25 protein-coding genes are annotated in these 24,231 nt (G+C 40.8%); 9 read left to right on the forward strand and 16 right to left on the reverse strand.

From position 1 onward, the window contains the following. Positions 1 to 37: 37 nt before the first annotated feature. The gene (locus H5162_RS02315; RefSeq protein WP_145233710.1) at positions 38 to 382 is read left to right on the forward strand and encodes an Hpt domain-containing protein; all 345 of its coding nucleotides are present in this window, start codon (positions 38 to 40) and stop codon (positions 380 to 382) included. Positions 383 to 488: 106 nt separating this feature from the next. After that, entirely contained in the window at positions 489 to 1,706 is a 1,218-nt protein-coding gene (locus H5162_RS02320) for a pyridoxal phosphate-dependent aminotransferase (RefSeq protein WP_145233714.1), read from the forward strand. 71 nt (positions 1,707 to 1,777) lie between these two features. Here the strand turns inward: H5162_RS02320 and H5162_RS02325 are convergent, their stop codons facing one another. From H5162_RS02325 to H5162_RS02340, 4 genes are read right to left on the reverse strand one after another with little or no spacing between them, the layout of a single operon-like run. Continuing rightward, a complete protein-coding gene (locus H5162_RS02325) occupies positions 1,778 to 2,245 on the reverse strand; it encodes a glycine zipper 2TM domain-containing protein (protein ID WP_182777592.1) in 468 nt (155 codons plus the stop codon). Between the two features lie 20 nt (positions 2,246 to 2,265). Next, positions 2,266 to 2,901, reverse strand: a complete 636-nt coding sequence (gene lpoB / locus H5162_RS02330) for a penicillin-binding protein activator LpoB (protein ID WP_145233716.1) — start codon at positions 2,899 to 2,901, stop codon at positions 2,266 to 2,268. A gap of 11 nt (positions 2,902 to 2,912) precedes the next feature. Continuing rightward, positions 2,913 to 3,338: a YcfL family protein gene (locus H5162_RS02335; RefSeq protein ID WP_145233718.1), complete on the reverse strand. Its 426-nt coding sequence runs from the start codon at positions 3,336 to 3,338 to the stop codon at positions 2,913 to 2,915. Between the two features lie 8 nt (positions 3,339 to 3,346). After that, positions 3,347 to 4,711 (reverse strand): tetratricopeptide repeat protein, encoded by a 1,365-nt coding sequence (locus tag H5162_RS02340; RefSeq protein ID WP_182777544.1) that lies wholly within the window; start codon positions 4,709 to 4,711, stop codon positions 3,347 to 3,349. A 340-nt stretch (positions 4,712 to 5,051) separates the two neighbouring features. Between H5162_RS02340 and H5162_RS02345 the strand changes: the two genes are divergently transcribed. Beyond that, positions 5,052 to 5,933, forward strand: coding sequence for a DMT family transporter (locus H5162_RS02345; protein ID WP_145233722.1), 882 nt, complete (start codon positions 5,052 to 5,054; stop codon positions 5,931 to 5,933). Here the strand turns inward: H5162_RS02345 and H5162_RS02350 are convergent. The 7 genes from H5162_RS02350 to H5162_RS02380 all read right to left on the reverse strand — a co-directional run bounded on the left by H5162_RS02350 (position 5,914) and on the right by H5162_RS02380 (position 12,573). Beyond that, positions 5,914 to 6,615, reverse strand: a complete 702-nt coding sequence (locus H5162_RS02350) for a M15 family metallopeptidase (RefSeq protein ID WP_145233724.1) — start codon at positions 6,613 to 6,615, stop codon at positions 5,914 to 5,916. The genes H5162_RS02345 and H5162_RS02350 overlap by 20 nt on opposite strands. Further along, on the reverse strand, positions 6,612 to 7,742 hold the full coding sequence (gene dapE / locus H5162_RS02355) for a succinyl-diaminopimelate desuccinylase (protein WP_182777547.1): 1,131 nt from the start codon (positions 7,740 to 7,742) through the stop codon (positions 6,612 to 6,614). The genes H5162_RS02350 and dapE overlap by 4 nt, the downstream gene beginning before the upstream one ends. Next, a complete protein-coding gene (locus H5162_RS02360) occupies positions 7,739 to 8,086 on the reverse strand; it encodes an ArsC family reductase (RefSeq protein WP_182777549.1) in 348 nt (115 codons plus the stop codon). The genes dapE and H5162_RS02360 overlap by 4 nt, the downstream gene beginning before the upstream one ends. Positions 8,087 to 8,091: 5 nt before the next feature. After that, positions 8,092 to 8,586 (reverse strand): PTS glucose transporter subunit IIA, encoded by a 495-nt coding sequence (locus H5162_RS02365; protein WP_145233732.1) that lies wholly within the window; start codon positions 8,584 to 8,586, stop codon positions 8,092 to 8,094. Beyond that, the gene (locus tag H5162_RS02370) at positions 8,586 to 8,984 is read right to left on the reverse strand and encodes an ACT domain-containing protein (RefSeq protein WP_182730970.1); all 399 of its coding nucleotides are present in this window, start codon (positions 8,982 to 8,984) and stop codon (positions 8,586 to 8,588) included. The genes H5162_RS02365 and H5162_RS02370 overlap by 1 nt, the downstream gene beginning before the upstream one ends. Before the next feature lie 224 nt (positions 8,985 to 9,208). Continuing rightward, positions 9,209 to 11,359, reverse strand: a complete 2,151-nt coding sequence (gene pta, locus H5162_RS02375; RefSeq protein WP_182777551.1) for a phosphate acetyltransferase — start codon at positions 11,357 to 11,359, stop codon at positions 9,209 to 9,211. A gap of 2 nt (positions 11,360 to 11,361) precedes the next feature. Then, a complete protein-coding gene (locus tag H5162_RS02380) occupies positions 11,362 to 12,573 on the reverse strand; it encodes an acetate kinase (protein ID WP_182777553.1) in 1,212 nt (403 codons plus the stop codon). Positions 12,574 to 12,891: 318 nt separating this feature from the next. Here H5162_RS02380 and yfbV point away from each other — a divergent pair, with 318 nt between their 5' ends. After that, the gene (gene yfbV, locus H5162_RS02385; RefSeq protein ID WP_145234096.1) at positions 12,892 to 13,338 is read left to right on the forward strand and encodes a terminus macrodomain insulation protein YfbV; all 447 of its coding nucleotides are present in this window, start codon (positions 12,892 to 12,894) and stop codon (positions 13,336 to 13,338) included. Here the strand turns inward: yfbV and rlmA are convergent. Genes rlmA through xthA form a run of 3 tightly spaced genes read right to left on the reverse strand, consistent with a single transcriptional unit; the run spans position 13,319 to position 15,611 of the window. Beyond that, positions 13,319 to 14,131, reverse strand: a complete 813-nt coding sequence (gene rlmA / locus H5162_RS02390; RefSeq protein WP_145233741.1) for a 23S rRNA (guanine(745)-N(1))-methyltransferase — start codon at positions 14,129 to 14,131, stop codon at positions 13,319 to 13,321. The two genes, yfbV and rlmA, sit on opposite strands and share 20 nt — an antisense overlap. After that, the gene (locus tag H5162_RS02395; protein ID WP_182730992.1) at positions 14,128 to 14,775 is read right to left on the reverse strand and encodes an energy-coupling factor ABC transporter permease; all 648 of its coding nucleotides are present in this window, start codon (positions 14,773 to 14,775) and stop codon (positions 14,128 to 14,130) included. The genes rlmA and H5162_RS02395 overlap by 4 nt, the downstream gene beginning before the upstream one ends. Positions 14,776 to 14,804: 29 nt before the next feature. Continuing rightward, complete coding sequence (xthA, locus tag H5162_RS02400) at positions 14,805 to 15,611, reverse strand: exodeoxyribonuclease III (protein WP_182759805.1); 807 nt, start codon at positions 15,609 to 15,611, stop codon at positions 14,805 to 14,807. A gap of 248 nt (positions 15,612 to 15,859) precedes the next feature. Here xthA and H5162_RS02405 point away from each other — a divergent pair, with 248 nt between their 5' ends. From H5162_RS02405 to rluB, 3 genes are all read left to right on the forward strand, one after another. Further along, positions 15,860 to 16,291 carry an exonuclease III gene (locus tag H5162_RS02405; protein WP_145233745.1) on the forward strand — a complete coding sequence of 144 codons (432 nt, stop codon included), beginning with the start codon at positions 15,860 to 15,862 and terminating at the stop codon, positions 16,289 to 16,291. Between the two features lie 169 nt (positions 16,292 to 16,460). Next, positions 16,461 to 17,051, forward strand: coding sequence for an SMC-Scp complex subunit ScpB (scpB, locus tag H5162_RS02410; RefSeq protein ID WP_149981032.1), 591 nt, complete (start codon positions 16,461 to 16,463; stop codon positions 17,049 to 17,051). Next, positions 17,048 to 17,917, forward strand: a complete 870-nt coding sequence (gene rluB / locus H5162_RS02415) for a 23S rRNA pseudouridine(2605) synthase RluB (RefSeq protein WP_145233749.1) — start codon at positions 17,048 to 17,050, stop codon at positions 17,915 to 17,917. The genes scpB and rluB overlap by 4 nt, the downstream gene beginning before the upstream one ends. A 222-nt stretch (positions 17,918 to 18,139) precedes the next feature. Here rluB and H5162_RS02420 read toward each other — a convergent pair whose 3' ends face one another. After that, entirely contained in the window at positions 18,140 to 18,886 is a 747-nt protein-coding gene (locus tag H5162_RS02420) for a YciK family oxidoreductase (RefSeq protein WP_182734863.1), read from the reverse strand. Positions 18,887 to 19,136: 250 nt separating this feature from the next. Here H5162_RS02420 and H5162_RS02425 point away from each other — a divergent pair, with 250 nt between their 5' ends. Together H5162_RS02425 and sohB are read left to right on the forward strand one after the other, a co-directional pair. After that, entirely contained in the window at positions 19,137 to 21,608 is a 2,472-nt protein-coding gene (locus H5162_RS02425) for a VolA/Pla-1 family phospholipase (RefSeq protein ID WP_182730966.1), read from the forward strand. A gap of 96 nt (positions 21,609 to 21,704) precedes the next feature. Then, on the forward strand, positions 21,705 to 22,721 hold the full coding sequence (gene sohB / locus H5162_RS02430; protein WP_182759807.1) for a protease SohB: 1,017 nt from the start codon (positions 21,705 to 21,707) through the stop codon (positions 22,719 to 22,721). A 70-nt stretch (positions 22,722 to 22,791) separates the two neighbouring features. On the opposite strand, the gene H5162_RS02435 is transcribed toward sohB, so the two are convergent. Continuing rightward, the gene (locus H5162_RS02435) at positions 22,792 to 24,123 is read right to left on the reverse strand and encodes a dicarboxylate/amino acid:cation symporter (protein ID WP_145233756.1); all 1,332 of its coding nucleotides are present in this window, start codon (positions 24,121 to 24,123) and stop codon (positions 22,792 to 22,794) included. Positions 24,124 to 24,231: the final 108 nt, after the last annotated feature.

Consider the following 24,231-nt stretch of genomic DNA (forward strand, 5'->3'; position numbering starts at 1 on the left):
TACTGGTTTAGTGTTGCTAAATACAAAAGGATGAATAATGAATACAATAGTCATTGATGAAAGCGCATTGGAAAGTATGGAATCGTTATTAGGCGAGCAATTTAGCGATACGCTGACTTTTTGTTGTGCTGAATTTGAACGATTAGGCTCTGAAGTATTGGCTACAATACATAGTGATATCCAAGTCGCAAGTCGCCATGCTCATAGTTTAAAATCAAATGCCGCGCAGTTTGGTGCCAGCAGTCTATCTCAGGTGGCCAGAGAAATTGAACAAAGCTTAAATAATAATGATGTTTCTCAGGCGCTTGCGGCAGCTCAGCAGCTTGACAACCAAGTTGCCGGTTCAGCAGCTAAGTTAACTGATTGGTTACAAAGCCGTTAGTTAGCTATACCCAGACGTGAATTTATTTCAGTTTTGAAGTATTAAATCCACTGGTATTTAGCCCCTTTACTAGGTTAATCTAGCTGTTCCACTAGTAGAGGTAAAAATGTCAGAAATTAAAAAGAGTCATAAATTACAAGGCGTTTGTTATGACATTCGTGGGCCGGTGTTAGTTCAGGCTCGCAAAATGGAAGATGAAGGCCAAAAAGTTTTAAAATTGAATATTGGTAATCCTGCGGCATTTGGGTTTGATATGCCTGAAGATATGCACCGCGATATTATTCGTAACTTGTATTCAGCCCAAGGCTACTGTGACTCCAAAGGCCTCTACTCAGCCCGTGTGGCTATTTATCAGCACTACCAACAACGTGGTTTATATAATCTAGACGTCGATAATATTTATATTGGTAATGGGGTCAGTGAATTAATTCAAATGACGACCCAAGCTTTGCTGAATAATGATGATGAGGTGTTGATCCCAGCACCTGATTATCCATTGTGGACCGCTTCAGTCAAACTTGCGGGTGGTAATCCAGTCCATTACCTATGTGATGAAGAGCAAGATTGGTTCCCTGATATTGCTGATATTCGAAGTAAAATCACGTCAAAAACTAAAGCATTAGTGCTGATCAACCCTAATAATCCGACGGGTGCAGTATACGACGACGCACTTTTACAGCAGTTAATTGATATTGCACGTGAACATAAATTACTGTTATTGAGTGATGAAATCTACGAGAAGATTTTATACGATGGGATCACGCACAGCTCCATTGGTGCACTGTGTGATGATGTGCCGATCATTACTTTTAATGGCTTAGCAAAAACCTATCGCGCAGCGGGTTTGCGTATGGGGTGGATGGTATTAAGTGGCCGTACTGCATTGATGGATGATTTACGTAAAGGTTTAGATATCTTAGCCTCTATGCGTTTATGTGCCAATGTGCCGGCACAATATGCGATCCAGCAAGCATTAGGTGGCGTACAGTCGATTGATGATTTAATAAATCCCGGTGGGCGTTTATACGAACAACGTGATATTGCATGGCGTGGTTTAAATGCGATAGAAGGTATTTCGTGTGCAAAACCAAAAGGAGCATTGTACGCATTTGCCAAAGTAGATACTGAGCGTTTTAATATCAAAAATGATGAAAAAATGATTTTAGATTTACTCAAAGCAGAAAAGATCTTACTGGTTCACGGAAGAGCATTTAACTGGCCAAATCCAGATCATTTCAGATTGGTATTTTTACCTAACAAAGATGATTTAACGACTGCTATGAGTAAGATGCAACGCTTTTTTAGCGATTACAGACAAAGTTAACGTAGTAATAAAGTTATAAATACTAAAAAGCGAGCATTAATACTGCTCGCTTTTTAGTTTAATGTAATAGCTTAATAGGCTTTATCAACGCGGACTGTATTATCTGATAAATACACTAAGCGCACGCTGTCGCCAGTTCTAAATATCATTTGATTGTCTTTGTCTTGTACCACCATAAATTGTTCACCATTTTCAACTTTGATCATTAACTCGACTAAGTGGTATTGATTATAATGGCTGCTTTGTTGCCTGTTGTTCGCCACACTGCCACCGATGACCGAGCCTAAAATAGTTGCTGCGGTGCGACCACTGCCGCCGCCAAATTGGTTACCAATAACGCCACCAAGTAATGCACCGCCAAAGGTTTTCCAGCCACTATTTTTGTCTTGAACAAGTTCATGCTCGGTAATATTACGTACAGATTGAACACTGCCAAATAGTACTTGCTGGACAGGAACGGCTTTATTGCGTTCGTATGCGGCAAAGCTTGGATTACTGATGAGCAGGGCTGTACACAGCCCAAGTATGAGTTTATTCATCATTTACCTCCTCAGCTGAATTACCAGCCAAAGGTTGATTTTTCGCGGGTTTTACGAATTTCTGTTTCGTCCGCCCATTCTACTAAGCCACTTTTTAAATCCATTAAGCGCATTGTGAATTTATAGTATACGTCGGCTTTATCGGCATTCGATTTTACGATGCTCGACAGGTTGCCATAAAGCATATACTGCGCGCCAACTTGTTGGCCAAATGCAATCGCTTTAGTTGGGTCTACTAGGGCATCATCATTTTGAAAGTTCAATTGTTCTCGAGCGGCTTCTACGCGGCCCATATCAACAAAACGAAATTTACCACTGCGCAATAATTGTGTTGAAATTGAATCGGTAATTGATTCAGTATCAATGTGTTCACTGGTTTTGTTTTTTATACGTTCAACAAATACGATTGGTCGAGTATTAGCTGTTAATGTGCCGACCACAGGTGATGCCAACAGTGAATCCGTCATTTGGCTAGCGACTTTTTGTAAGTCAGTTGAACCGAAGTTAATATCAGTTGTTTCTACAGCTTGTGCGTCTCCGTAGCTGACTACGGCTTTATTGGCACAGCCACTGAGGGCAAGCGCACTCAAACCTAACAACGCAAAACCCGAGAGTGTTTTAAGCGTTGGTTTTTTAGTTGTGTTTACTGTATTCATAATGGTGTCCTTTAATCTTTAAATTCTTGTGCTTGTGTCGATACTTCGCGTACCGCTAATGAAAATGTAACCGCATCAGATGTAGGTGCAAGGCCAGGCAGTTGCACGTTAGCAAAACCAAATAAAGTCAATGATTGCCAAGGAGAATGATTGCCTTTGATCACAAAACCATCGCCGTCATACCAGGTAAATTGATACTGTAAATATTGTGATTTTTTATACTGACTCGAAAGTGTGACAACAACATCAGTTAATTGATTCGTTTGGCGAGTCTTTACATCACTAATGGCCAGCTTTTTACCTAGTGCAGGATTATCGACTTTTAGCTGTTGTTGGTATTGCGCTGAAGCTTGTTCAACACTTATACCTGATGTAGTCGGTCTACTGGTACAGGCAGCAAGTAGACAGACCGTTAATAATGGCACTAAATATTTCATGATAGCTCCTAAAGTTGCACTACATGGGAATTAAAATAGTTGTTAATAGAGGTTAGATAAATCAAGGTTAACCCTTGCTTACTAACCGTAAAGTTTATGTCTTTCTGATTGGCAAGTTTTAAAACATGGTCTCCTGCTGTTAACTGGGTGCGCGCAACACTTATTTGATTAGGTAAAGTTAACCAACTGCGGGTATCTGCTTGCTCAGAGGCTAGGTTGTATAGATTAGCGAGTATATTACCCACATCGCCGCCACTTCTAGCCAGCTCTGCCCGTACTTTTTCTTTAGCGACTAACCTTAGTATTTGCCTCGATACTCTTGCAGGTGTTTGTTCTTCAAGTGTTTTAGCCGCTAACGCTTCTATTCTTACCAATGGACTCAAAGGTAAAGTCTGTGTTCCGATACTAATGGCATTAACCGTTGGTATATAGGCTCTATCTTTATAAACGGGCATCGCTAAGCTATAAAAACGAGCATCACCACCGGATGTATTAATCGGCAGGCGCAACACAAATTCATCTTTTTCTGGCACTAAACCTTGTTCGATCAAGACCACAACGTCACCGCTGTTGGCGACTTGTTTTGGCAATTCAGCTAAGCGTTTTTTATACTCGGCAAAATCTTGATCAAATCCTTGCTGTTTTGCTAATTGCAGTACAACCTGCTGCAAATAGGTGTTTTCAGGGTTGATCTCTAATGCCTTTTTATAATCAATATAGGCATCATCGTATTGCTTATTACTTTGATAGAGCAAACCTGACAGATAAAATGTAAACGCATTTTGATAGCCATTTTTTACGTTTTTGATCACCTCATCCATACTTGGGTAATGTTTTTGTGCTGCTTTTACGCTAGCATCTATGTCGTCTTGATTAGCCGTTAACGCATCTGTTTGTACTTTATTTGCACGGCGAACTTCGACTAATGCGCCCTCAATATTATGTTGATATATATAATTAAGTGCTTGGTAACTGTGCAGCATACTCATTTCATAAGCCGCTGGCGTATAGCTAATGACTGAATCATTGGTAAAAAGGGCGTTACTTTGTTCAAGCCCTGCGCTTACTTGTATTTTTGCTGCTTGGCGTTTTATTTCCATTTGCTGATATACCGCTTCGTACTGTGGTCTTGCAGCCTCATTTTGATTATTTAAATTGCTTAAACGGGCCTGCTCTAATTGATTGAGCAAGTAGTTACTATGTGACTGCCCATTAGTCGGCAAAAGCTGTTGGGCTTGGCCGATATTGTTGGTCTTAATAGCTTGGCGTACAGGCGTCATTTGGGTAGCGTAATCTGAAAACAGATCACTAAACCCAATTGTGCTGCATCCACTTAGCATGACACAAAAGCCAAAAATAACACTGCGTTGCACATGGCACTCCTTTTATAAGCGTTAATACAGATTAGCATAATCTAATCCAGAGAAGATGTTAAACAATGTAAAAAAGCGTAGCAATCACCGTGTTTATAAGAAATAGTTACGCGATCATTGGTCACTGAGTTGTTGCACGATACATTCGAATGATCAAAACAAAAGGTAAGCTTTGCGCTATTATGGCAATCCTGTATAAATAGGTACTTCAGGCAAACAGGTAGCTGATTTTCTTATTATGTTGATTAATTAATGGATCGAGTGGTTGCCGACTACTAAACGATAGAATAACTCACCTCATAGGGTTTAATGCTTAGCAAGATTAAAACTAAGGATCACTTTGAAAGCAACACTGTTTACGGTACTCGCCCTAGTGGCATTTGCAGCTAATTCTCTTTTATGTCGTATGGCATTAGCACAAAATTACATTGATCCATGGAATTTTACAGCTTTGCGGCTATTCAGTGGCGCATTGTGTTTAGGATTTATTTTCCTTATACAAGCAACACCAACAGAGTCTGTAGCTAGGGAAGATAACAATCTTAATAATGCAGAGCATGAACGTGGTAGTTGGCGCAGCAGTGTTAGCTTACTGGTTTATGCGTTATGTTTTTCAATTGCCTATGTAGAATTGGACACTGGAACTGGCGCGTTGATTTTATTTTCTGCTGTTCAATTGACTATGATTGGCTGGGGGATTTTCAACAAGGAGCGACTCACGACTGTACAGTGGTGTGCATTTATTATCGCTGTCATTGGTTTTGTGTATTTAATGCTGCCATCGGCAACGATGCCGTCAATGAGCCCAGCATTATTAATGACGATTAGCGGTATTGCGTGGGGGATATACAGTATTCGCGGAAAAGTGTGTCTATCCCCACTGAAAACCACAACGTTTAATTTTGTGCGTAGTTTATTTGCATTACCGATATTGTTGATCGTGGGTTTTGGTTATTTAACGGGGATCAGTTGGCAGGGGATCGCGCTTGCATGTGCATCTGGTGCTCTTGCGTCGGGTATTGGCTATAGTGTTTGGTATGTTGCCGTACCCTTATTAAAAAGCAGTCAAGCCGCAGTGGTTCAGCTGTGTGTGCCAGTGATAGCTGCACTGGCAGGGATGTTATTTTTAGCGGAAGAACTAAGCATTCAGTTTGTTATTGCCAGCGCCGTTATTCTTGGCGCTGTGCTGGTTTTTTTACTGGCTAAACAACCGCAGGGCTGACATTCAGCACGTAACGCTGATACAGTTGCGGCAAATTCGCCAAAATAGCAGCTTTGCCGGCAAGCTGACTGTTATTTATAGTATCAGCTAATACGGTTAAACTCTGATGTTGTAGTAAAATGTCAGATTGCACTATGTGGCTAATATGCCAAGGTTCAGGCGCAACGCCGCCTAAATCATGTTGATAAGGGCGATAAAAGCCATACTTTTCTAAATGACTATCAAGCCACTTGGTCAGCGCTGCAAAAGGGCCATTGTCTTGGTATTCGTGAGGCTCTAACTGCAGCTGATAGTCATCAGAAACACTGGCTTGGTCAAAAATATCAAGATCAGTACCAAAGTGATGGCGACTGCTTCCCGGTAGGGCTGAATAAAGCATAATGGCATGGCATTTTTCAATGTCTGTCATGGAGGCTAAATCAACGGGCTGTTGCTGCTTATTGAGCACAGGTCGATGACCATTAAATTTAGCATTCCAAATCAATGCTTGACGTTCAAAGTTACGAAAGCTTGATGCAATAGTCAGTGCAAAGCCTGCATCGCGAGCTGCATTTTGCAACTGCATAAAGTCATCAATAATGTCTTTATGCAGTTTATGATCTTGATAATCAACAAGCAGTAGCTCGTCTTTACCACAGGCACACTCAGCCAACTGCTGCGATGTGAGCTTAGCAGGGATCATGTTAAAAGTTGCTCTAGAATTTGCTCGTAAATATCAGCAAGTGCAATGAGATCATCACAATTAACGCACTCATTCACTTTATGAATGGTGTCGTTACGTGGGCCAAGTTCAATAACCTTTGCGCCGGTTTGTGCTATAAAACGTCCATCTGAAGTACCGCCAGTGGTTTCAAGTGCGGTATTTAAGCCAGTTATTGATTTGATGGCTGCAACCGTCGCATCAATAAGCGGGCCGCCTTCGGTGATAAATGGCTGACCGTTAACAATCCAACTCAGCTCGTATGCAAAATCATATTCAGCCAGAATGTCGTTAACTCGTTGCTGGAGTTGCTGATGAGTTACTTCGGTACTAAAGCGAAAATTAAATTGCACTTCAAGCTCGCCTGGGATCACATTGCCAGCTCCCGTACCGCCATTAATATTTGAAATCTGAAAACTAGTAGCAGGGAAAAATTCATTGCCGTTGTCCCATACCGTTTGACTCAACTGGGCAAGCATTGGCGCTGCAATATGAATAGGGTTTAGAGCAAGTTGCGGATAAGCCACATGACCTTGTATGCCTTTAACAGTTAAAAAGCCAGTCAGTGAGCCTCTGCGGCCATTTTTAACGACATCACCCAGTACATCACGCGATGAAGGCTCGCCAACCAAACACATATCTATTTTTTCACCTCGGGCTTCCAGCGTATCGATTACTCGCGTGGTGCCGTTGATAAAAGGGCCTTCTTCATCAGAGGTAATTAAAAAAGAAATTGAGCCTTTATGATCGGGGTGTTTAGTTACAAATCGCTCGGTTGCTACCACCATGGCAGCTAAAGAGCCTTTCATATCAGCCGCACCACGGCCATGCAACATGCCATCGGCTAGAAAGCCAGAGAAAGGCGGGTGCTGCCAGTTCTTTTCTGGTCCTGTTGGTACTACATCAGTGTGACCTGCAAAGCAAAAGTGCGGTGAGCTGTCGCCTTTACGCGCCCATGTATTTTGGGTGTCAGTAAAAAACAGTGATTCAATATTAAAACCAAGCTGTGCCAATCGCTCATTCATCATAGTTTGGCAATCTGCATCTTCAGGGGTGACTGAGCGACGCTGTATTAAGGCTTGTGCAAGTTCGATGACGGGATGATTCATGATGCAAAAATCTCATCATATTGCGCTGGTTTAAAACCTAAATGATAGCTGTTGTTGCGAATAAGCACTGGGCGCTTGATCATTGCTGGTTGTGCTACCAAAATTGCCAAGGCAGTGTGTTTATCAAGGTTCTGTTTTTGCTCATCTGATAATTGGCGATAGGTTGTGCCACGTTTATTGACCAGATCTTGCCAGTTGATGTGCGTTGCAAACTCAGTGATCATATCAAGGCTTATGCCGTCTTTACGGTAATCATGAAAATTAAAGTCAATGTTGTTATCGGTTAAATATTTTTTGGCTTTTTTTATAGTGTCGCAGTTACTAATGCCGTAAAGAGTCGTCATATTAATTACTTCTTAGTTAGTGTTAAAAGAGTATCTACCCCAGCTGTAACCTGAGATAAAGAATAATGTATTGGTTTAAGTTGATGCCCGTTAAGTAAAATAAGGCTGGCAAGTAAGGGGCTATTGAGATCTCTAAGATCAAAATAAGCGAGCCGTTGCCCTTTGGTTATTTTACTGCCGTTGAGTTGGGCTATATGAGTGTGTTTAATGTGTTGCTGTTGGTCTAAATATAAATTTAGAAGCACTTTTAAGCCATTGTTGGCTTGTAAAATAAATTCAGTACCGGCATTTTTTACTTGCATTAATGTACCATCAAAGGGCGCTAATATTTTATGATTGCTCAGGGCAACCATTATCCCTGGGCCAAGTGTGCCGTAGCTAAAGAAGGGTTCTGGGTGCTCGCTTAATGGGGCAACTTTACCACTAAAAGGGCTACAAATTGCAATACTGTTAGCCGCTAACTGACGTTGTGGTAAATAACTAATATCCGTGTATTTCATTATGTTAATTTGGGCTCATTGAGAAACTGATAGCCATCTTTTTTTAACGCGCTGATGGCATCTTTAATACGCTGTTGTTTTACTAAAACGTAATCGGTGTCGTAGGTTGAAATAGCAAAAATAGAGATATTTGCTGTGGCTAAAACTCCAGAAATATTTGCCATTATTCCGGTTAATGAAAAACCAAGTGGACCGATCACTTCTAACGCGCGCCAATCGTGCTCAGCATCAAGGCTTTCAATGGCGAACTGGCTAGGGCAAACAATAGATAACTCATCGTTGGTTTTGGCGATAATAAACATTGATTGTTTGAATAAAGCAGCGGGGATCTCGCTATCAACATCAAGGCTATGAATGGTAAAGGCCGTACTATGCAGTTGTAACGTTTGCTTAGACATTGCTACCCCTTTTTTAATTGTGAGACTTCCCATCTGTGTATACTGATCAATAGTATAGATTATCTTACTTAAATAAAAGAGCAATGTTGTCCACAATTTCTGTGGATAAGGTTGGGAATAGGGAGGTATAACAACGCTAAGCTATTTATTTTATTCATAATTTTTATTAGCTAAAGAAATGCACAGGGTAAAGTGATCATCATGCAATCACTTTACCCATGGTGTTAAATATTTTCGGCTTGTGCCGCTTGGATAGCAGTAAGCGCAATTGTATAGACAATATCATCAACCAAAGCACCGCGGCTTAAGTCATTGACGGGTTTGCGCATACCTTGCAACATTGGGCCGATACTTATCAAATCAGCACTTCGTTGCACCGCTTTATAAGTGGTATTACCGGTATTTAAGTCTGGAAATATAAACACCGTCGCTTTACCAGCCACTGGGCTATTTGGTGCTTTTTTAAGTGCGACATTTTCCATAATCGCCGCATCATATTGTAAAGGACCATCGATGATCAGATCAGGGCGTTTTTGTTGCGCTAACTTTGTTGCCAGACGGACTTTTTCTACATCAGCCCCAGTGCCTGACGTGCCGGTGCTGTAGCTTATCATCGCTACTCGTGGCTCAATACCAAATGCGGCGGCTGAGTCTGCAGATTGAATGGCAATATCGGCTAATTGCTCAGCGGTTGGATCAGGATTAATGGCACAATCCCCGTATACCAGTACTTGATCAGGTAGCAACATAAAAAACACCGACGAGACTAATGATGACCCTGGTGCTGTTTTTATTAATTGCAGCGGCGGACGAATGGTGTTGGCGGTTGTATTTACTGCACCCGAGACAAGACCATCGACTTGACCACGCTCTAACATCATAGTGCCAAGCACAACGTTGTCTTGGAGCTGTTCAAGGGCAACCACTTCAGTCAGGCCTTTGTTTCTACGAATATCAACCATAGGCGCAACATAGTCGTTGATCACATCATGAGGTTCGATAATGGTTACATTTTCGTTTAGCTCAACACCTTGTTGTATAGCGATACGTTCAATTTCTTCTCGATCGCCCAATAGAATGGTCTTCGCAATACCACGTTGACCGCAAATAGCGGCGGCTTTTATTGTTCGAGGCTCATTGCCTTCAGGTAACACTATAGTTTTTGCCGCTTGGCGGGCTTTATCCGTGAGTAAATAACGAAATGCTGGAGGTGACATTTTACGAGTTTTGCCGACACTTTTAGCAAGCGTATCTAACCAGTCAGAATCAATATGGCTGGCATTATGATGCTTTACTTTATCAATTCGTTGTACGTCATCGCACGGTACTTCCATATTAAAGTTATGCAGTAGCAATGAAGTACGCCAGGTGTCAGCATCTGTACTGAGGATTGGCAGGCCAGTGGCCATCGCTTGTTCGCACAAGGTCATGATCCGTGGCTCAGGTTTAAAACCACCAGTTAATAAGATAGCTCCTAATTTAGTGCCATTCATGGCTGATAAACAGGCCGCAACTAACACATCTGAACGATCGCCTGGGGTCACCAGCAGTGCGCCTGGGGTAAAATGATTTAAGATATTTGACACTGTTCTGGCACAAAATGTTACGCGGCGTAGACGACGATGAGCCATATCACCTTCGTTGATCACGTCAGCTTTTAAATACGCACATAAATCTTTAACGCGCGGAGCAACCAGCTCAAAATCCCATGGGATCGAGCCAAGTAACATAAACGGATGTTTTCTAAAAATAGGTAAAGATGCTAAGCGATTGAGCTCATTGTCAAGCTCGTCGGGTTTATGTGCTTCCACGAGATCGGCGCGTGCTCTGCCTTCATCATCCAGTGGTGCATTTACTTTATTAAAAATACAGCCTAATACGCGGGCATGGTCAACACTGCCATAATACCCGGCTGCAATTTCTAGGCGGTCTTCAATTTGATCGTTACTGTCATTACCAGGAGTGAGCACAAACACAATGTCAGCGCCGAGAGTTTGTGCTATTTCGCGGTTTACTCTACCTGCATAAGGTTGGCGGCGAGTAGGGACCATACCTTCGATAATTGCGACTACATCGTTGCCTATGGCATTTTCAAAGCGCTCAACAATTTCTTCAAGTAAATCATCACCTTTTCCATCCCCGATCATTTGCTCTGCATAATTTAGTGCAAAAGGAGTAGGTGGTGTAATAGGTGAGCCTTGGGTGACAATTTGTGTTGATTTTTCAGGGCCCGTTTCACCTGAGCGAGGCTGGGCTATGGGCTTGAAAAAATTAACTTTGACCGCTTTTTGTTCTAACGCACGCACTAACCCGACTGAGACCGATGTTAAACCAACCCCAGTAGAGATAGGTACTAGCATAATTCGACGTGCCATAATTATAACTCCTGTGCAATTGAGGCGGCATCAAGAGCAATGACCCACTCTTCATTTGTTGGCATTACTACTGCTTTTGTTTTTGCATTATTACTGCTGATAACCCCTGGTGTGCCAAATCGGGCTGCAAGGTTAGCTGTACTATCGCAATCAAGGCCAAGATAGCTCAGTTGTGTTATTACTTTATCACGAATAATATCGGAGTTTTCACCAATACCACCGGTAAAAATTAACGCATCAAGGCGTTGCAATGGCACCATAAATGCGGCTATTTGTTTTGCTAAACGATAACAAAACATCTCCAGTGCTAAAATGGCTTTTTCATTTCCTGCAACAGCAGCTTCTTCTATTGTACGACAGTCATTAGAAAGTTCACTGATACCCAGTAAGCCGCTTTGTTGGTTTAATAAGTCATCAATTTGTTGTGCATCGTAGTTAAGTTGGGTGGTTAAAAAGTTAAATAAACCCGGATCAATATCTCCGCTGCGGGTGCCCATCATTAAGCCTTCTAGTGGAGTTAAGCCCATGCTGGTATCAACACTTTTGCCATTTTTAATTGCACACACAGAGCAGCCATTACCTAAGTGAGCGCTGATAAAATTACTTTGCTCAATAGGCTGGTTTAAAAGGGCTGCTGTTTGACCTGCAACATAATAATGACTGGTACCATGAAAGCCGTAACGTCTAACACCATAATCAGTATAAAGTTTATAAGGAAGGGCATATAAATAGGCAACATTGCCCATGGTTTGATGAAACGCGGTATCAAACACAGCAATTTGCGGTAGTCCCTTGAATGATGCTTGCGCTGCAGCAATGCCTAATAAATTAGCGTGCCCATGTAATGGCGCAAGAGTAGCGGCTTGGGTGATTCCTTTAATTACATCGTCGTCAATCAGTACCGATTTAGTAAAGTGCTCGCCGCCGTGAACCACGCGATGACCTACTGCAATAAGGTTTTCAGCTAAATGGTGTTCGTTGATAAGGCTAACTAAGGTATCGATTGCTGCACTGTGAGCTTGATTAGGCGCAAGTTCTATCAGTTGTTTTTTGCCAAGGTATTTGTATTTCACAGATGGCGACGATGAGCCTAGGCGTTCAGCAAGACCTGAAATGATTTCTTCAGATGTGGTGGCATCTAAAATAGCGAATTTTAAACTCGAACTTCCACAGTTCAGTACAAGAACATGATGAGGTGATGATTGCGAAGACATAACAGGATCCCATTTTTTGACAATTGCGCATTAAGCTTAGTTGTTATATAACCAAGTACTCGAGCATAGTGATTAAAGTAAAAGAGTCATTGGTCGATAAATTGCTATGGATATCTGTAATGACTATACTAAAGTCTAGTTGACTTAACGTGCGCTTATTTTAACTCATTAATTGTTTTAAGGTAAGTTTAAACCATGATCAAAAACACGTTTTGGACGAAAAAGGTGGAAGGGATTTTACACAGGAATGTTACCGTGAATATGATACACTCATTGCGGTAACATTAATAAATATACCAGCGACACCTAGGAGTCATGATGCAAAAAAGTGTGATGTCACAAGTCCAAACTGGTCGTGAATATGCAAAAAAATGGCCTATGCGTAAAGAATTAGCGCCTCTGTTCACGGAGTTTAGAGTGATCAAAGCCACCGAGCTGGCAATTACAGTAATGCCGATTTTGGCAATGCTCACTTTATTTATGCAAATTAATTATTTAGGCAGCAGTTTTTTACCTCAAGCAGTCGCTATCGCGTTGTTTTTTTTATCTCTACCGCTACAGGGATTGCTGTGGTTAGGTAAGCGTGCAGATACTGTACTTGAGCCTGCGATGGAGCATTGGTATAAAGAGCTTCATACGAAAATGGTAGCCAATGGCTACCAAGGGCATGTCCCTAAAGATAAACCACGTTATGCAGAGTTGGCCCATTTACTCAATGATATGTTTGATAAAATGGACCGCGCGTTTACCCGAGAGAATCTGTAACACGTTTAAATTGACTAACATAAAATGACAGGGTGACGACTTGCTCACCTTGTTGTTCTAGTTGTTGCCAATGTTCAGGACGAAACTTCCAAGCAAAGGGAGTCATAGTGATCAAGTTCTTCACATCTTTAAATGGCAAGCTTATCTGTTGTTCTAATAATGTTTGCTCTATAAGCTCAAACCCTACAGGCGCAGCAATCGGTGTATGCGCATTGACGTCTCGGTAAATATAGTGCTTGAGTTCTTTTAAATGCCAAGGGCCAGGGCTTGCAACTACCAATGTAGCGTCTGGTTTTGCTAATCGAGCCAATTCAGCATCAAATAATGGGGCAAAAATACTCACTAATACATCTGCTGAGCCATCATTAAATGGAGCTTGGCTGATTGATGCAACGCTAAAATTACAATTACTGTATCGCTTTGCAGCATATTTAACCGCTGATTTTGATATATCGACGCCATAAACGTGTGCAGTACATGCATTGGCAATCGCATGAGTATAAAAACCTTCCCCGCACCCTAAATCAATTACCTGTTGTGGTGCTTGCAGAGCAACTCGCTGTGCAACGGCATGCTGTAAAAACTGGTAGTGCCCAGTGGTTAAAAAAGCACGCCTTGCTTGTACCATGTCAAGATTATCGCCAGGTTGCTTAGAGTTCTTTTGTTGCACAGGTAATAAATTCACATAGCCTTCTTTTGCAGTGTCAAAGCTATGGTTGTTAATACACTTTAGTACTTTGGCATGTAACTCAAGCGATTGTTGGCAGAGCGGGCATTGGTAATCGAGACTCATGGATCTAGGTAATCCTTATCATAAAATGTTTTTACCCAATGTGGGCGATAGGTGATCAATAGGGTAATAGCCATGCCGTTTAACATCGCTTCAGGAAAGCAAATAATGACACATAAATAGAGATAGTTTTCACTTAACTCAAACCAATTGTAATTGCCGGTTAAATAATAAAATAAGCTAATGGTGATAATCTTAAAGCAGGCGATGAAAGCGGCGCAAATAAAAGTACATACAAAAATGTAAATGAAAAAATGCCGTGGTAATAGGTTATAACACAGTATAAATACCCCATAACTGACTAAAATGGGTAAGTAAGCGGTTAACAATAAGTGGATAGGTAATTGCGCAATGCTTATTTGATTAAAAGCCGTTAACAGCAGGCTGGCTAGGGTGGCGCTCAATAATGCAAAGCGCCAGCCTAAAATAAGCGTTATGGCAGTTACACCTAAAATATGCAGTTCAAGACCGGGTAATATGCCGGCTTTAATTCGCCACAATAAGGCAAATGCTAACGCACAGACAAATAGGCCTGTTTGACGGGCTGGCGTGGTTATTAAATGTTGGTAGTGTGACTTATTGACACTCGACCAAAAAATACAGCCGATAACAAGCCAGGCAATTGCCTGAAGTTCAATGCTTATTATCGGGATTGTCGTTAGCTTATCCATTAGCGTTAACTAAAGGTTGACCATATTGGCGCATGATCTGATGGCTTTTCAATACCACGTAATTCATAGTCAATTCCCGCTTCAATACAACGAGCAGTCAAAGCTGGAGTCGCTAGGACAACGTCAATGCGTAGACCACGATTATCATCAAAGCCTCGAGAGCGATAATCAAACCAAGAGTACTGTTCGCTTGTTTCTGGATGAAGTTCACGGAAGGTGTCTGTAAAGCCCCAATCTAGCAAGGTTGCAAGCCATTGACGTTCTTCAGGCTGGAATGAACATTTGCCAGTTTTTAACCAACGCTTGCGATTAACCTCACCAATACCAATATCAAGATCAGTAGGAGAAATATTGATGTCGCCCATGACAATGACATCCTCGTCGTTACTGTGGTGGCTTTGTAAGTGAGTCATTAGATCACGGTAGAACTGTCGCTTATACGGAAATTTTGTTTCATGAGTAATGTTATCGCCTTGTGGAAAATAGCCATTCATTACGGTTAGATCACGGCCATTTTCTTGGCTAACAGTGACGCTGATCATGCGCTTTTGTGATTCATCAGTATCGGTTGCGAATCCTTTAACCACAGACTTAGGTTCAGTTTTGCATAACATAGCTACGCCATAATGTGCTTTTTGACCATGAAAATAAACGTGGTAACCCATATTTTGAACATCTTCGAGTGGGAAAGCTTCATCATGTACTTTTATTTCTTGTAAGCCGATAATATCAGGTTGATGTTTATCTATGATTGCTTGTAATTGGTGCAGACGAGCTCTCAGCCCGTTAATGTTAAATGAAATTACTTTCATGGCTTGACCTTTAATTAGAGTTATCTTTTTGCAGATTATGGCAAATTCTACCATCAATTAGCGTATGGTACATGCGCTAATTTATAATAATAAGTCGCTCAATTGTTGAACAAAATATGAATTTTGATTAAACATTGTTAACGCTTTTTTAAATAAAAAATTAAATAGATAATTCGGTTGATTTGTAAACTTCGGTCTATATAATGCGCAAAAATTGCTCACAATATAACTCCACTTAAAGGTAAATCATGAAACTACAATTATTAGCATTATTCGTCGCAGCGACTGCTTTCTCTGAGACTGCCAGTGCAGCACATTATTATAATGCTGATCATAAAATTGAATCTAAATTATGCTCAATCAGTGCTAACGAAGGATTTACTGCAGCCCGCAAAGTTGCAGCCCAGCACGGGGTGTATTTATCACGTTATTCAAAAAGTATTTTGTGTAATGGTGATGATATTCGTGATATTGCAAAAAAAGTGGATGATAAAGTTCGCCAAGAAAAAGTAATTGAAGTGTTTGCTAAAAACTCACAGGCAGAAACACAGCTATGTATTACTGCCTTGAAGCAAGGTTTGGCTCCAGTGAAAGAAAAAATAGCAAACTTAAACTCATTGATTTGTAATGGTGAAGTGGTTACTGAGTTTGTGAAACGATATCAAGGTGCGACAATTTGATTAAAAATGTAACGCACTAGCTCGTTTATCTACAATAGCAGCGCTTTAATCGCTGCTATTTTACATTTTTATAGAATAACTTTTCCAACCTTTGTATTGATCTGGCATAATAGCGCGCTGAATATACCGCAACGTCTTGGTGCCTATGGTGACAAAATCTGCTACGAAAATGGCTACGAAACGAATCAGTGATGAGCAGCTTGTTGAGATCATTGAAGCGGCGATTTTTGTTGCGGGAAAACCAGTCAGTAAACGGCATTTAAAAGACACCGTATTAACTGAGTTAAGTGTGTCTATGACACGTATTAACCTCGCGATTGAACAGATCCAAATTCATTATCAAACCCGTGGTATTCGCTTAGTTGAAGTCGGTAGTGGATTTAGATTTCAGGCGTGTGCCAGCTTAGCCCCTTGGTTAAATAACCTTTGGCAAGAACGGGCGCCTAAATATTCCCGTGCACTATTAGAAACTCTTTCGCTTATTGCTTATCGTCAGCCGATAACTCGGGGCGAGATAGAGCAAGTACGTGGAGTGACCGTAGGCTCAACTATTATTAAAAGTCTGCTCGAGCGTGAGTGGATACATGTTGTTGGTCATAAAGAGGTGCCAGGTAGGCCCGCTTTATATGCCACAACCAAACAATTTTTAGATTATTTTTCGTTAACAGGTTTAGATAACTTACCGCCACTGCCAAAACAGCAGCAAAGTAAAATTGACCAGTTATTGAGTGATCCTTCTGTGAGAGAACTATCCGAATGAGTATACAAGGTGAAAAGTTACAAAAAGTCTTAGCAAGAGCTGGCGTAGGTTCGCGACGTGAGATGGAAAAATACATTGATGCAAATCGTGTCAGTGTTAATGGTAAAGTAGCAAAGCTGGGTGATCGTGTTGAAGAAACCGACCAGATCCGTGTTGATGGCCATACGGTAAAAATTGAAGAAAAAGCTGAACGTATCTGTCGCGTTGTTATGTATAACAAACCTGAAGGTGAGTTATGTACACGTAAAGATCCTGAAGGACGTAGAACGGTATTTGACCGCCTGCCGCGCGTTGATGGTGAACGTTGGATTGCTGTTGGTCGTTTAGATATAAATACAGCAGGTTTAATGTTGTTCACCAATGATGGTGAGCTTGCTAACCGCTTAATGCACCCAAGTTACGAAGTAGAGCGTGAATATTCAGCACGTGTATTTGGTGAAGTAACAGCAGAGACTATCAAAAATTTAACCAAAGGGGTTGAGCTTGAAGATGGTATGGCAAAATTTCTTACTATTAAACCACTGGGCGGCGAAGGTATTAACCGCTGGTATAATGTAACGCTGACTGAAGGGCGTAACCGTGAAGTTCGTCGTTTATGGCAGTCTCAAGACGTTGAGGTTTCTCGCCTTATTCGTATTCGTTATGGTAAATTAGAGCTCGATAAACGTCTACCACAAGGTGGTTGGGCTGAGCTAGATTTAGAGACTGTAAATTACTTACGTAAAACAGTTAAGCTTGGCCGTGAAACGCAAACAAAATTATCTGTTATGCCTGAAAAACGCAAAGATAAGCGCGCTAAAATTAATCAAATTCGTAAAGCAGTCAAAAAACATAATAATCGCGTTAAACAAACTAAACGCCGTTAATATCTGCCTTGCATTAAAAAAGCCGCTAATTAGCGGCTTTTTTATGTTTAGTACTTGGTTTATACCAATCGACTTAAATATTTAACCATTCTAGCGGGCTAAATAAAGTGCTAACTGCGTTAGGGATTTTTTATGTAGAACAACTACATGTCAAAATTCCTGCCTTGTTATCACTGTATTTATCTGTCGCTATAAATGGTCAGTAACTTAACACGACTGGTATTATTTCTTTGTTTGCGCGTCTAATGATTGACCATTGACGTCTTTTGAATCATCACTCATTAAGTATAAATAAGTTGGCATTAAGTCTTCAGGGCAGGCTAGTTTATCGCGATCTTCGCCTGGATAGACACTGGCACGCATAGCTGTGTGGGTGGCGCCGGGATTAATACAATTTATCCGGATATTCGTTTTACCAACTTCACATGCCCATGTTTGCATCATTCCTTCAACTGCAAATTTTGAAATGGCATACGCGCCCCAAAACTCACGACCTTGGCGACCAACCCCAGAAGAGGTGAAAATAATTGAAGCACTTGGAGATTTACGTAAAACTGGAAACATATATTTTGTAATCATCGCTTGAGCGGTAACATTCACTTTCATGATGTTATCAAACGTTGATGAACAAAAATGCTCAAGTGGACCCAGTGAGCCAATTATTCCTGCATTATTGAGCAAGCCATCTAGTTTACCAAATTGCTGTTCAATGGTAGCGCCTAAATCACGAAAGTTTTGTTTACTTGCACCTTTTAAATCCATCGGTACAATCGCAGGCTTTGGCCCGCCAACGGCAATGATTTCATCGTACACGGCTTCCAGTTTGCTGGTGGTTTTACCCAATAATATAACCGTTGCGCCATGTTTGGCATAAGTTATTGCAGCCACTCGGCCAATGCCGTCACCTGCACCAGTTACTAAGATCACTTTGTCTTGTAGGGCATTATCAGCCGCTTTATAGGTTTGCATAATAAAGGTCCAAAAAATCAATTTGATTGATTTTAACATAGCAAAACACCAAGTTATCGAATTTATTGCAAAATAAGGTGGCGAAATTTGAAACTTTACGTTAACTTTAACTGGTCTAATGTCTTATTAATAACCTAATTACATTATTTTAACTAAATATTACGCGAAAACTTAAAAGAATTAGTAACAAAATTAGCTACACTTATTTATCAACACACATAAAAAAAAGATTACGTGCGGAGCAAACAATATGAAAAAAATGCTACTCTCACTTGCAATTACAGCTGCTCTAGCTGGTTGTGGCGGCGGTGAAACGTTAGAAGATGTTAAAAATGATACACCACCAGTTATTCCATCAGCTACAGTTAAGTTTGATCCCGCAAATGGGGTTATTTCAGTACCAAATGATTTATTAATGAGTGGTACAAAAGATGGCACTATTAATATCCCCGGTGAGTTGAGTGCTAATGGTGTATCAGTGCCAAGAAGCGCCTATGCTAACCCGTCCCTGGCACTAGGTGCACTTGATGGCTGGTCTAGCCAAGTTCCTTATAAAATAGATCTTACCTTTCCTGCGAATGTTAGCCTTGATGAAAGTTCGGCTGGTGCGCCGGGATCTGTGCGTATTTTTGAAGTTGTTATGGGCGCTAGTTTAACAGATGCAGATTGCGCAGCGGTACCCGCTGGAGCCGGATGTAAACTATTAGGTGAATTAACCTTTGGCGTTGATTTCATCACTAAAGCAAGTGGCAATGCGGTTGCTATTATTCCATTAAAACCGTTTAAAGCTGGCAGCTCGTATATTAATGTGCTGACGACTGAGCTTAAAGACTCATTAGGGCGTTCTATCGAGCCTTCATCAACTTATGGTTTGGTTAGTGAAGAGACACCACTGATCACCGAGAGCCAATTAGCGCTTCAAGGCGTGGTAAACAGTTATGAAAATGTGGTCACGTCAGGTGGCACTATTAGTAAAGATGATATTATTTTTAGTGGGGCGATGACGATTCAGTCTGTTGGTCCGGTACTTGGTACTATTAAAAAGTTACTAGCAGCAAGCCTGCAAAACCCAGCCTTGCCAACACCAATGGTTCAAATCCCAGAGCAACCACTGCTAACGGTTGAGCAAGTCTTTGCTTCACAAGGTGTTACTGGACTTTCGCCAGCATTTGCAGGTGTTCAATATCAAAAAGGTAGTGTGACACTACCTATGTATTTATCTCAGCCTGAAGGAAAAGAAATTTCAAATTTGGCTGACACATATTGGCAAGGCATGTGTTCAAGCCCAGTTGCCGTTCTTAATCAGCAAGCAGCTGATCAAGCGCTGCGCGAAGCAGGAAAAGAAGATGAAATTGATCCTACAATGTTTGATGTTGGTCCATATGAGCCGCTTTGCCAAGGTTTAAGTGAGGGGAGATTACATGATTACCCGAAAATTGATATTACTCGCCACTTAACAAAATACAATCCGATCCCAAAAGTGCAAAGCCAGCAAGAAGTAACTGTTCAGATAACAAAACCTATTTTGCCTGTAATAAATTTTATCAGAACACAAAGTCTTGGTATGTCGGCACTTGAAATGCCAGCTGGTGGTTGGCCGGTGGTGATAATGCAACATGGTATTACTTCTAAAAAAGAAGATATGCTGGCATTAACGGCTAGTTTAGCGATTCAAGGCTTTGCAACGGCCTCAATAGACCATCCAGTGCATGGTGAACGTGGTATTGACGTGGATGACGATGGTAATGATGATTTTAATGCATCAACAGGCTCTGTCCTGGCGTATATGAATTTGCAATCATTACTAGTAGCACGTGACAATTTAAGACAGTCTGCAGCTGATTTACTTGCTTTACGTCTTGGTCTAAACTTTACAAACGATACATCACTTAACACTTCTGATGTAGTGTTTATTGGACATTCATTAGGCTCAGTAGTTGCTCCCGCTTTTGTTACTCAAGCAAATACACCTTTAGATAGCCAAGTTGATGGTCTGTTCAAAGTCAATAGCGTCGCACTTGCTAGCGGTGGTGGTGGGATAGCCAGCTTCTTACTAGAATCGGCGAGTTTTGGCCCATTTGTTCAAGGCTCAGTATTGCTATCAGCTGGGACATCTGAATCTGCTGAGTTCCAAGCTTATAGAGAGAGCTCTGCTGTATCAAATTGTGGTGAAGCAGTTTCTACGAGCGAGAGTATTTCATGTGGGTATGGAGAATATTACACTTCGTTAAATGCAGCTGGTGAAATGACTAAGCTAGCTAACATTCAAGGTGTAATGAGTCAGTTCTCATTTGCAGCACAGACGGCACTTGATAGCGGGGATCCTACAAACTATGCATCTGCTATAAAAGCGCTTGGCACACCTGTTTATATGAATGTGGTAGTTGGAGATGGAGAAGTTAATGGAAATAAACCAGACCAAGTGATTCCACCAATGACTGTAAACAATCCAATTGCAGGCTCACTGCCACTTGCTAACTTAATGGGTTTAACGACAGTAACCCAGTCGCAAGCGCCTACTGACGATGGTATGAGTTATTTAGTTAAATTTACCAAAGGGCATCACAGCTCAGTACTTACACCTGCACCGAATGCAGCCGCAGGCGCGACGGCTGAAGGAAGCGCTGCCGCGACAAGTGAAATGCAATTACAGATTGCAACTTACTTAGTAACTCGAGGTCGTGCGTTATCTATTCAAAATACCGAGATTGTCACTGATTAACTTTTTAGAGTATTAAAATAAATGAAAAGCCACTGAAAAGTGGCTTTTTTTTGTTTGAATGGTAAATTAGGTCAAATTTTTGTTTGGAGAATACGATTGGAATTTCTATATGAGTACGGGCTGTTTCTAGCTAAAACGGCGACATTTGTGATTGCCGCCGCTGCGGTAATATTAATTAGTGTCGCTGCAGCGATAAAGCCTAAAAGTAAAAAAGGTGAGATTGAGATTGATGATATTTCTGAGCAGTTAGATGATTTGAAAAATGATTTTATTGAAAGCACCTTATCTAAAAAAGCATTAAAAGCACACCATAAAGCACAAAAGAATGATGCTAAAAAAACCACTGATGAACAGTCGAAACCACGATTATATGTACTTGATTTTAATGGTAGTATGGATGCTCATGAAGTCGATAGCTTACGTGAAGAAATTACCGCAATTGTTGCAATTGCCGATCCTAAGCAAGACAAAGTGTTGGTTAGGCTAGAAAGTGGTGGCGGGGTGGTTCATGGCTATGGACTTGCTGCTTCCCAGCTACAACGCATTAAAAATAGAGGTATTCACCTTACGGTTGCGATTGATAAAGTTGCTGCCAGTGGTGGTTACATGATGGCCTGTGTCGCTGATGAAATTGTTGCCGCACCGTTTGCTATCGTTGGCTCTATTGGTGTGATAGCACAAATTCCAAATTTTAATAAAATTCTGAAGAAAAACGATGTTGATTTTGAACAAATCACTGCGGGTGAGTTTAAACGTACCCTAACTTTATTTGGTGAAAATACAGATAAAGCACGGGAGAAGTTTAAAGAAGAAATAGAGCAAACTCATGACTTATTCAAACAGTTTGTTAGCAGTCAACGGCCAAGTTTAGATATTAACTTAGTGGCAACAGGTGAGCACTGGTTTGCGACTCAAGCGCTTGAAAAAGGTCTAGTCGATACCATAGAAACCAGTGATGACACATTGCTTAAGTATCAAGATGAGCGACAAATATATAAAATTAAATATAAAGTTAAAAAGAGCTTAAGCGACAAGCTTGCTATCGGGTTGAGTAACACTGTTAACAAAACCGGTATATCATTATTGTCTCGTTTAAAAGGGTTAAACCCATAAAGGTTTCCGTTATTAAATGATAAAAAAACCCGCAAATTTGCGGGTTTTTTTCATTATTACACGCACAACTTTAGTCAGTTGATTTGTGATAATCCTCTAAGTCTTTTGCTGCATTAGGGTCGTTAAATACGGCCTCATCTAGTTCACCTTCAGATTTAGCCACTACACATGTCACCATGCAATCGCCCGTTACATTGACCGCTGTGCGGGTCATATCAAGTAACCTATCAACGCCAATAATTATGGCAATGCCCTCAACAGGTAAACCAACTTGATTCAGGACCATGGCAAGCATGATTAATCCTACGCCAGGAACACCAGCGGTGCCTACAGACGCTAAAGTGGCGGTTAAAACTACCATTAAGTAATCTGAAATTGTTAGATCAACACTGAAGACTTGTGCAATAAATACCGTAGCCACACCTTGCATGATTGCTGTACCGTCCATGTTAATAGTGGCACCGAGTGGAATTGTAAATGACGCAACTGAATTTTTTGCCCCTAATTTTTTAGTGGCTGTTTCAAGTGTAATAGGCATTGTTGCACTTGAACTTGAAGTGCTAAATGCAAATAAACAGGCATGCTTCATTTTTTTCAAAAAGATAACAGGGTTTAATCCAGTTAAAAATTTCAGTAATAAACTGTAATTAATAAATGCATGGAAAAATAATGCAGCCACAACAACACCAAAATATTTAGCTAAGCTGACTATCAAGTTCAACTCGATAGTAGTGAAGAGCTTTGCCATTAAACAGAATACCCCATAAGGAGCTACGTTCATTAATAAGGTAACTAATTTTAAAATCACGGTATTTAAATCTTCAAAAACAACCGCTACTCGTTTACCTGCACTGCCGCCAAGTGCCATGGCAATACCAAATAGTAATGCAAATACAATAACTTGTAACATGTTTCCACTGGCCATGGCATCAATTGGATTGGTTGGGAACATGCCAATGATTACTTGTGCAAGAGTTGGTGCTTCTTTTGCGCTATACGTCGCTTCAGAAGGTAAGTTAATCCCTTCCCCTGGATTAACTAATAATGCCAAGGTAATCGCAACCGTAATTGCAATTGCGGTAGTAATAAGATAAAGAGCGATTGATTTACCGCCTAAACGGCCTAATTTTTTCGGATCACTTAAGCTACATGTACCACAAACAAGTGAAACAAATACCAGTGGTACAACTAACATTTTCAAACTGGCGATAAAAATTTGTCCACCAATATGAAATAAACCATCAACAAAAAAGCCTTTAATTGGCAAAGAGAATAATCCAAGTGGGATTAGATAATCGTCTTCGCCAGCTAATATTGCTTGGAATATGAAGCCTACAGCAACCCCCAGAAACATACCTATCATGATACGGGTGGTTAAACTCATTGAACGGATTTTTGACATAGTAACAATCTATTTTTTATAAATTTGCCATAGCCTACCAGCATGCAGATTTTTATACAGAAAAAATCGATAAATATGAAAAAAAAATATGGATCAAAAAAACAACAA

This window comes from Pseudoalteromonas sp. SR41-8 (genome assembly GCF_014163915.1).
Classification (GTDB): domain Bacteria; phylum Pseudomonadota; class Gammaproteobacteria; order Enterobacterales; family Alteromonadaceae; genus Pseudoalteromonas; species Pseudoalteromonas rhizosphaerae.